This is a genomic window from Rhodococcus sp. R1101 (assembly GCF_000278445.1).
Classification (GTDB): Bacteria; Actinomycetota; Actinomycetes; order Mycobacteriales; family Mycobacteriaceae; genus Rhodococcus; species Rhodococcus gordoniae.
On sequence record NZ_AJVB01000157.1, the window covers coordinates 1 to 8,014 of the forward strand.

Genomic DNA, 8,014 nt, shown 5'->3' on the forward strand with positions numbered 1-8,014 from the left:
GCTGGCCGGCGGTCTGCAGAGCCACCGCCCCGACCTGCTCGACGGGGTCGGCCTGATCGTCGGTGTCGACCGGTTCATGTCCGAGGCGCGTGCCGTCACCAACTTCTCCGGCAACGCCATCGCGACCCTGCTCATCGGCACGTGGACCAAGTCGGTGGACCGCGAACGGGTCGACGAGGTGCTCAGCGGACGGTTGCCGTTCGACGAGAGCATGATGGTCGACGATCACGAGCCCGCTCCCGAGCGCGAACCGGCGAGCCTGGAGAAGGTCTCCGTCTGACCCGCTCCGTCCGCTACGACAACGGCTGTCCGCCACGGAAATTTTCGTGGCGGACAGCCATTTCCGAAGCGGATCCGGGAGCATACTCCCGGGAGGAAGCACGCCTCGCTCTCCAGCCGCACAACTTCGGGGGTCGCTGTGAAGAACCGAGCTCGATTCGTCAACGTGCTCGGCGACCGGGAGACCGCGATGGTCGCCGCGGCCGGACGGTCTGCCTCGGCGAGTTCGACGCGGTGCCGGCGGGCGCACCGCCGTCGCAGATGACCGATTCGGCGACCGCATGGCGGCCGGTCCACGAGTCCTGCATCGCAGAGGAGTTCCCGTCGGGTGCTCCCGTTCCCGGCGAAGGGGAGGGACGAGCAGTTCCGGAAGCGGGTTCGGCGGGCCCGGAGACTTCCGGGGAGAAGACGTAGCGCTGCTGTTGGGGAGAGTGATGGAGCACAAGCTAGTTTGGAACCATGACCACGCCTCTCCAGGACATCCCCATCGACACCCTCTCGGGTGAACCCACAAGTCTCGGTGCATACGAGGGCCACGCGGTTCTCGTCGTCAACGTCGCGTCCAAATGCGGGCTGACCCCGCAGTACACGGCGCTCGAGAAGCTCGCGCAGGAGTACCGCGACCGCGGACTGTTCGTCGTGGGAGTGCCGTGCAACCAGTTCATGGGGCAGGAACCCGGCACGCCGGAGGAGATCCAGGAGTTCTGCTCCACGACCTACGGGGTGACCTTCCCGTTGCTCGAGAAGATCGAGGTCAACGGCGAGAACCGTCATCCGCTCTATGCCGAGCTCACGAAGCACGCGGACGCCTCCGGGGAAGCCGGCGACATCCAGTGGAACTTCGAGAAGTTCCTCATCGCCCCCGACGGCACGGTTGCCGGGCGCTTCCGTCCCCGCACGGAACCCGATGCGCCGGAGATCCTCGACGCCCTCGAAGAGATCCTGCCGGCCTGATCGACGTGCTCGGGACCGAAGCGCGTGAGGCGCTCTACGACATCATCCGCATGCGCCGCGACGTGCGCGCAGAGTTCGCCGGTGAGCAGATCGCCGAGGACGTGCTCTGGCGCGTCCTGGCCGCGGCGCACCATGCACCCAGCGTCGGCAACACCCAGCCCTGGGACTTCGTCGTCGTCCAGGACGAACAGCGTCTGAAGGAGTTCGCCGGGCACGTCGCCGGTTGCCGGCAGGCGTTCGCCGACTCGCTTCCCGAGGACCGGAAGAGCACCTTCGACCCCATCAAGATCGAAGGCATCACCGAGTCCCGCACCGGCATCGTCGTGACCTACGACCCCGAACGCGGCGGCAAGCACATCCTCGGCCGGCACACCGTCGACGAGTCCGGTCTCTTCTCGGCCGTCCTGGCGATCCAGAATCTGTGGCTCGCCGCGACCGCCGAGGGCCTCGGCGTGGGCTGGGTGTCGTTCTACGAGGAGGAATTCCTCGCCGACTTCGTCGGAGTGAGCGCGCCCGCGCGTCCCATCGCGTGGCTGTGCGTCGGGCCGGTCACCCGGCTCCAGGAGGTGCCCGACCTCGAACGGTTCGGCTGGCGCAAGGGTCGCCCGCTCGAAGCGGCGGTGCACCGCGACAGGTTCGTGGGACCGGATAACCAGAAATCCTGACCCGACGGGTGACGGCCGGTTCGTGGGTGCACGAGCCGGCCGTCACCCGCTCTCACAGCTCGGTCGCGACCTTCCACGCACTGTGGACGGCGCCCTCGATGTAGTCGACCCGACCGGCGTCCCCGACGACCCGGACGTCGATGCCCGAGCCGGCCAGCTCCTCGGCGAGCGGTGCCGCCGCCGACACCCCGGACGCGACGACGACCATCCGGGCGCGTACCGACTTCGTCTCGCCGCCGACGGTGAACTCCACCGTCTCCCGCGTGATGCGCTCGACGGTCGCGTTGCGGTGCACCTCGAGACCCACCTCGCGCGCGTGCTTGACGGCGGTCCACCGGCGCGGCATCGCCATCGGCACCCCGAGCTGCTGCCCCTCGGCGAGCAGGGTCACCCGGCTGCCGCGTTCGGCCATGAACTCGGCCAGTTCGAGGCCGACGAGCGACCCGCCGATCACGACGACGTCCTTCGCCATCGGCAGGAAACGCAGGAACCGCCGGCTCAGATCACGGATCCTCCGAGGGCTCGTGGTGATACCCACGAGCTTGCCCAATCGGCCCATCACCCGCAGCACGGGCGACTGGCCGGAGACGTCGCCCGCGCCCGTCATGAGCGCACGCATGCTGTCGCCTGTGTGCACGTGCGGCAGGTCCCCGCCCGGCACGGTGGGACGTTCCCGCACTGCGCCCGTCGCGACGACCACCACGTCCGGATTCAGGGCACGGATCGATGAGGCGGTGGCCTCGGCGCCGAGCCGCACGTCGATGCCGAGGCGGGCGACCTCGGCCGTCAGCCATTTCAGCAGCCGTTCGTTGTCGGGGGTGGTGAGGGTCGAGAACCACAGGGTCCCGCCGAGCCGGTCGGTCTTGTCGAGGACGGTGACGCGGTGTCCTCGCTCGGTGGCGACGCGCGCGGTCTCGAGGCCGCCGGGCCCGGCACCCACCACGACGACGTGCTTCGGCGTCGCGCTGCGGACGAACGGCACGAGCGTCTCGTTGCCGAGCGCCGGATTGACCGCGCAGATCGGGGTGGCATCCCAGAAGTTCTCCTGCACGCACACATAGCAGTTGATGCACGGACGGATCTGTTCCGGGCGTCCCTGCTTCAGCTTGGCGACGAGAGCGGGGTCGGCCAGCAACTGACGGCCCATCGCGACGAAGTCGGTGACGCCCTCGGCGATCATCTTCTCGCCGACCTCCGGCAGCATGCGGCCGACCGTGATGACCGGGATGGACACCGCCCGCTTGATGACCGCGGCGTCGCCGGTGTAGAAGCCGACCTTGTCCGGCAGCGGACCATCGGTGAAGTTCGCGAACGCGTTCAGCGCGGTGCCCGTGACATGGAGGGCGTCGGCGCCGGCCTGTTCGAACAGTACGGCGGCAGCGGCCGATTCCTCGACGGTGAGACCGTCCGTCTCCCCGTACTCCCGTCCGGCCAGACGCACGATGACGGCGAGACGGTCGCCGACGGCGTCCTTGACCGCGCGGATCACCTCACAGGTCAGCCGGGCCCGGTTCTCGAGCGACCCGCCGTATTCGTCGGTGCGCCGGTTCGTGTAGCGGCTCAGGAAGGCGCCGAGCACGTAGTTGTGGGCGGCGTGGATCTCGACGGCATCCGCTCCGGCGGCGGCGACCCGGTCCGCCGCCTCGGCGAACATCCGGATCAACCACTCGATGTCGCTCTCCGTGGCCTCGTTGTAGCGGGCCTGCTTGCCGCCTTGGATGGTGGCCATGCGCTGCAGCTCCTCAGGAGTGCAATCGGCCATGGCGCTCATGTCGCTCGGTGGCTTCGGGATGCTCGGCACGAGCTGCGGCCGGTCCTGCAGGGTGTCGATGCGCGCGACCTTGCCGTGGTGCACCATCTGCACGCACAGTTTGCTGCCGGCCTCGTGAACCGCATCGGCCAGAGCGCGGAGACCGGGGATGAAACGGTCCTCGGACAGGCCGGGTTCCTTGGTGCTGGCGCACCCGGCCGGATAGGCGACCGCGCAGCAGCCGGTGACGATCAGGCCGGTACCCCCGGCCGCGCGGGCGACGAAATGATCGATGTCACCCTGCTCGATCTCACCGTCCTCGCAGAGATTCATGTCCATGGCGGGCATCACCACCCGGTTGTCGAGGGTGATGGGTCCGATGGTGCCGGGCGAGAGGAGGCGGGTATAGGTCTGATTCGGGACTGCCACGCCCGGACGCTATGTCCGGCCGATTGTGTCCGTCGACACAGTCCCGATGAGCGGGATGGGAGCCGGTACGACCGGGTTTTCACCGGGACTTCCCGGAAGGCCGGGTGTCTGTTCACCTGCGTGGAGCAGGCTGTGCGTCATGAACGGACGGATGATCGTGTCGGTCTCGGGGATCCGGGACGTCACACGCGATGTCGTGGACGGATTCGCGCGGGAGATGGACGCGCGTGGCGTGCCGTTGTCGCTGCTCGTCGCACCACGCCTGAAGGACCACTACCGTCTCGTCCGCGATCCGGCGACGCAGGAGTGGCTTCTCGAGCGGCGTGAGGGCGGTGACGCGATCGTGCTGCACGGATACGACCAGGCGGCGACGAAGCGTCGTCGCGCCGAGTTCGCCGTACTGCCCGAACACGAGGCGCGCTTGCGCCTGCTCGCGGCCGACCGCGTGCTCGAGGAGACGGGACTCCGCACGCGGCTGTTCGCACCTCCGCGCTGGCTCGCGTCGCCCGGAGCGGTGGCCGCACTTCCGCAGGTCGGATTCCGGGTGATGGCGGACATCGCGGGGATCCGTGATCTCGCGGCAGGCACCGTGACGAAGTCGCGGGTGTACGGCATCGGTGACGGTGCGAAGTCGGAGCCGTGGTGGTGCCGGGCAATGGTGATCGGCGCGTCGCGGGTGGCACGGCGGGGCGAGTTGCTCCGGTTGGCGATCGCGGCTCCTCGGCTCGCCGAGCCCGGACCCCGGCAGGCGATCCTCGCCGCCGTGGACATCGCACTGCGTCACGGTGCGGAACCGGCCGTCTACAGCCGGCCGCGGCGCCCCACGGGGATCACCGCCGCGTGATCCCGGCCGCCTCGCGGGACCTCCCGGTCGCCGCATTCGCTCGGTAGTGTTTGCGGCCATGGACGCTGACGTGATCGTGGTGGGGGCGGGACTCGCGGGACTCGTAGCGGTGGGCGAACTCGTCGACGCCGGCCGTACGGTTCTCCTGGTCGATCAGGAGAACTCGAACAATGTGGGCGGACAGGCCTTCTGGTCGTTCGGTGGTCTGTTCTTCGTCGACAGTCCCGAACAGCGGCGGCTCGGGATCAAGGATTCCTACGAGCTCGCCCTGCAGGACTGGATGGGCACGGCCGGCTTCGACCGCGAGGTCGAGGACCGGTGGCCGCGGCGGTGGGCCCAGGCCTACGTCGAATTCGCGGCCGGGGAGAAGCACGCCTGGCTGAAGCAGCGCGGCCTGAAGATCTTCCCGATGGTCAACTGGGCCGAACGCGGCGGGTACGACGCTGCGGGGCACGGCAACTCGGTCCCGCGGTTCCACATCACCTGGGGCACCGGTCCGGGTCTCGTCGAGATCTTCGAGCGCAAGCTCCGCGAAGGCGTCGAACGCGGACTCGTGACGCTGAAGCACCGGCACCGGGTCGACGAACTCGTCGTCACGGGCGGAGCTGCCACCGGCGTGCGCGGGGCGATCCTCGAACCCACCGACGCGCCGCGCGGCGTGGCGTCCTCCCGCACCGTCGTCGGAGACTTCGAGTTCTCCGCCGGAGCCGTGATCGTCACCTCCGGTGGCATCGGCGGGAACTACGACCTCGTGAAGAAGAACTGGCCGAAGCGCATGGGGGAGCCGCCGAAGCACATGCTCAGCGGCGTGCCCGCGCACGTCGACGGCCGGATGCTCGAGATCACCGAGAAGGCCGGCGGCAACATCGTCAACCGCGACCGCATGTGGCACTACACCGAGGGCATCACCAATTACGACCCGGTGTGGCCCGGTCACGGCATCCGCATCCTCCCCGGTCCCTCCTCGCTGTGGCTCGACGCCACGGGCAAGCGGCTACCGGTGCCGTTGTTCCCGGGCTTCGACACGCTCGGCACCCTCGAGCACATCGTGAGCACCGGCCACGACCACACCTGGTTCGTGCTCGACCAGAAGATCATCGAGAAGGAATTCGGGCTTTCCGGCTCCGAGCAGAACCCCGACCTCACCGGACGCAGCATCCGGCTGCTGTTGCAGCGCGTCAAGGCGGGCGCACCCGGACCGGTCGAGGCCTTCAAGCAGCACGGCATCGACTTCGTCGTCCGCGACACGCTCGCCGATCTCGTCGCAGGCATGAACGAACTCACCCCCGAGGCACCGCTCGACTACGAGCAGGTGCGTTCGGTGGTCGAGGCCCGCGACCGCGAGATGGACAACAAGTACACGAAGGATCTGCAGGTCGCGGCGGTGCGCGCGGCCCGGGCCTACGCACCCGACCGCGTCGTCCGCATCGCCGCACCGCACCGGATCCTCGACCCGAAGGCCGGGCCGCTCATCGCCGTCAGGCTGCACCTGCTCACCCGCAAGACGCTCGGCGGGCTCGAGACCGACCTGTCGTCGCGCGTCCTGCGGTCGGACGGATCGGTCTTCGAGGGTCTCTTCGCCGCCGGTGAGGTCGCCGGATTCGGTGGTGGCGGCGTGCACGGCTACCGGTCGCTCGAAGGCACCTTCCTCGGCGGATGCATCTTCTCGGGGCGGGCGGCGGGTCGCGCCGCCGCCCGCTGAACCTCCCCGTCGGAACAGAGCAGCGTCAGACCTCGACTCCGTCCTCGTGCGGCAGCACGCGGAACTCGGTGCCCTCCGGCGCCATCTCGCTGTACCGGCCGTAGAAGACGCCGCGACCGCTGTCGTTGACGATGCCCTGGTGGATCGGCACCGCGACCCGCGGATTCACGGCGCGCAGGTAGTCGATCGCCTCCCAGATCTTGAGCCACGGCGCGGTCGACGGCAGGGCCAGCACGTCCACGCGCTCGTGCGGGATGTACAGCGAGTCGCCGGGGTGCAGCAGCCGCGACGGATTCTCCTCGTCGCCGACGAGGAAGGCCGTGTTGTCGATGACGGGCAGGTCGGGGTGGATCACCGCGTGCCGTCCACCGGTGCCGCGCACGGTGAGCGATCCGACGGAGAACGAATCGCCGGGACGCACCGCGGTCCAGTCACCCTCGAGCAAGCTCGCGGACTGAGGGTCGGAGAACAGCTGCGCACCGGGATTGGCCTCGAGGAGCGCGGGCAGCCGGCCGGTATCGGCATGGTCGGGATGCTGGTGGGTCACGAGGATCGCGTCAAGGCCGGTGATGCCCTCGAACCCGTGGGAGAAGTTTCCGGGGTCGAAGAGGAGCTTCGCGCCGAGGTGTTCGACGAGGATGCAGGAGTGGCCGAAATGGGTCAGGTGCATGTCGTCGAGTATGCCGCCGGACGGAGCCCGACGACCGGCTACGGACAGGAACTCCGCTTCGGCAGCCTCCTCCCGCCCTCCGCCGCCCCGCGTGCGCGAACTCGTTGCTGCCGAGCGGCGTTGAACGGGCGTGACAGGTCTCGCACGAGCGGGACCTCGGCCGATGCCCGTCCCGGTGGCCGCGGCCGGTAAACTGCTGGATGTCCGGTGTCCGTCCCCGGGCGCCAGCACTACTACCGAGGAGCAGCACGTGGCGCGTGTCGTCGTCGAAGTCATGCCCAAAGCCGAGATTCTCGACCCCCAGGGTCAGGCCATCACCGGGGCGCTGTCGCGGCTGGGCTTCGCGGGCGTGACCGACGTCCGTCAGGGCAAGCGTTTCGAGCTCGAGGTCGACGGCAGCGTCGGCGACGAGGAGCTCGAGAAGATCGCCGAGTCGTTGCTCGCCAACACGGTGATCGAGGACTGGGCCATCCGGCGGATCGACGGTGACGCATGAGCGCACGCATCGGAGTCATCACCTTCCCGGGAACGCTCGACGACGTCGACGCCTCCCGCGCGGTGAATCTCGCCGGTGGTGAGGCCGTGAGCCTGTGGCACGGGGACGCCGATCTCAAGGGAGTCGACGCGGTGATCGTGCCCGGCGGTTTCTCCTACGGCGACTACCTGCGCTGCGGTGCCATCGCACGGTTCGCGCCGGTGATGGGCAAGGTCGTCGAGGCCG

The 8,014-nt window shown here is 69.0% G+C and carries 8 protein-coding genes and 1 pseudogene; 7 read left to right on the forward strand and 2 right to left on the reverse strand.

Translation table 11 applies throughout. The annotated features are described in order from the left end of the window. The 3 genes and pseudogenes from R1101_RS26485 to bluB all read left to right on the forward strand — a co-directional run. Nucleotides 1–280, forward strand: a pseudogene (locus R1101_RS26485) (C4-dicarboxylate transporter DctA); the annotation flags it as partial. Nucleotides 281–738: 458 nt separating this feature from the next. Further along, nucleotides 739–1,233 carry a glutathione peroxidase gene (locus tag R1101_RS0111810; protein ID WP_016933636.1) on the forward strand — a complete coding sequence of 165 codons (495 nt, stop codon included), beginning with the start codon at nt 739–741 and terminating at the stop codon, nt 1,231–1,233. A 5-nt stretch (nt 1,234–1,238) separates the two neighbouring features. Beyond that, nucleotides 1,239–1,898, forward strand: a complete 660-nt coding sequence (gene bluB / locus R1101_RS0111815; protein WP_016933637.1) for a 5,6-dimethylbenzimidazole synthase — start codon at nt 1,239–1,241, stop codon at nt 1,896–1,898. A 52-nt stretch (nt 1,899–1,950) separates the two neighbouring features. On the opposite strand, the gene R1101_RS0111820 is transcribed toward bluB, so the two are convergent. Continuing rightward, nucleotides 1,951–4,077: an oxidoreductase gene (locus R1101_RS0111820; protein ID WP_016933638.1), complete on the reverse strand. Its 2,127-nt coding sequence runs from the start codon at nt 4,075–4,077 to the stop codon at nt 1,951–1,953. A gap of 139 nt (nt 4,078–4,216) precedes the next feature. Between R1101_RS0111820 and R1101_RS0111825 the strand changes: the two genes are divergently transcribed. Both R1101_RS0111825 and R1101_RS0111830 read left to right on the forward strand, forming a co-directional pair. Further along, nucleotides 4,217–4,921 carry a DUF2334 domain-containing protein gene (locus R1101_RS0111825; protein WP_026003176.1) on the forward strand — a complete coding sequence of 235 codons (705 nt, stop codon included), beginning with the start codon at nt 4,217–4,219 and terminating at the stop codon, nt 4,919–4,921. A 58-nt stretch (nt 4,922–4,979) separates the two neighbouring features. Then, the gene (locus R1101_RS0111830) at nt 4,980–6,623 is read left to right on the forward strand and encodes an FAD-binding dehydrogenase (protein ID WP_016933640.1); all 1,644 of its coding nucleotides are present in this window, start codon (nt 4,980–4,982) and stop codon (nt 6,621–6,623) included. Nucleotides 6,624–6,648: 25 nt separating this feature from the next. Here the strand turns inward: R1101_RS0111830 and R1101_RS0111835 are convergent, their stop codons facing one another. Beyond that, nucleotides 6,649–7,293 carry an MBL fold metallo-hydrolase gene (locus R1101_RS0111835; protein WP_016933641.1) on the reverse strand — a complete coding sequence of 215 codons (645 nt, stop codon included), beginning with the start codon at nt 7,291–7,293 and terminating at the stop codon, nt 6,649–6,651. Nucleotides 7,294–7,543: 250 nt separating this feature from the next. Between R1101_RS0111835 and purS the strand changes: the two genes are divergently transcribed. Further along, on the forward strand, nt 7,544–7,789 hold the full coding sequence (purS, locus tag R1101_RS0111840) for a phosphoribosylformylglycinamidine synthase subunit PurS (RefSeq protein WP_006551824.1): 246 nt from the start codon (nt 7,544–7,546) through the stop codon (nt 7,787–7,789). Further along, a partial coding sequence (locus R1101_RS0111845; RefSeq protein ID WP_016933642.1) for a phosphoribosylformylglycinamidine synthase subunit PurQ occupies nt 7,786–8,014 on the forward strand: 229 nt, incomplete at its 3' end. The genes purS and R1101_RS0111845, both read left to right, overlap by 4 nt.

What these genes read in the sequence shown, in the direction of transcription:
- R1101_RS0111810 (WP_016933636.1), top strand. Translation starts at nt 739, where the DNA reads ATGACCACGCCTCTCCAGGACATCCCCATCGACACCCTCTCGGGTGAA.
- R1101_RS0111825 (WP_026003176.1), top strand. Translation starts at nt 4,217, where the DNA reads ATGAACGGACGGATGATCGTGTCGGTCTCGGGGATCCGGGACGTCACA.
- R1101_RS0111830 (WP_016933640.1), top strand. Translation starts at nt 4,980, where the DNA reads ATGGACGCTGACGTGATCGTGGTGGGGGCGGGACTCGCGGGACTCGTA.
- R1101_RS0111835 (WP_016933641.1), bottom strand. Translation starts at nt 7,293, where the DNA reads ATGCACCTGACCCATTTCGGCCACTCCTGCATCCTCGTCGAACACCTC.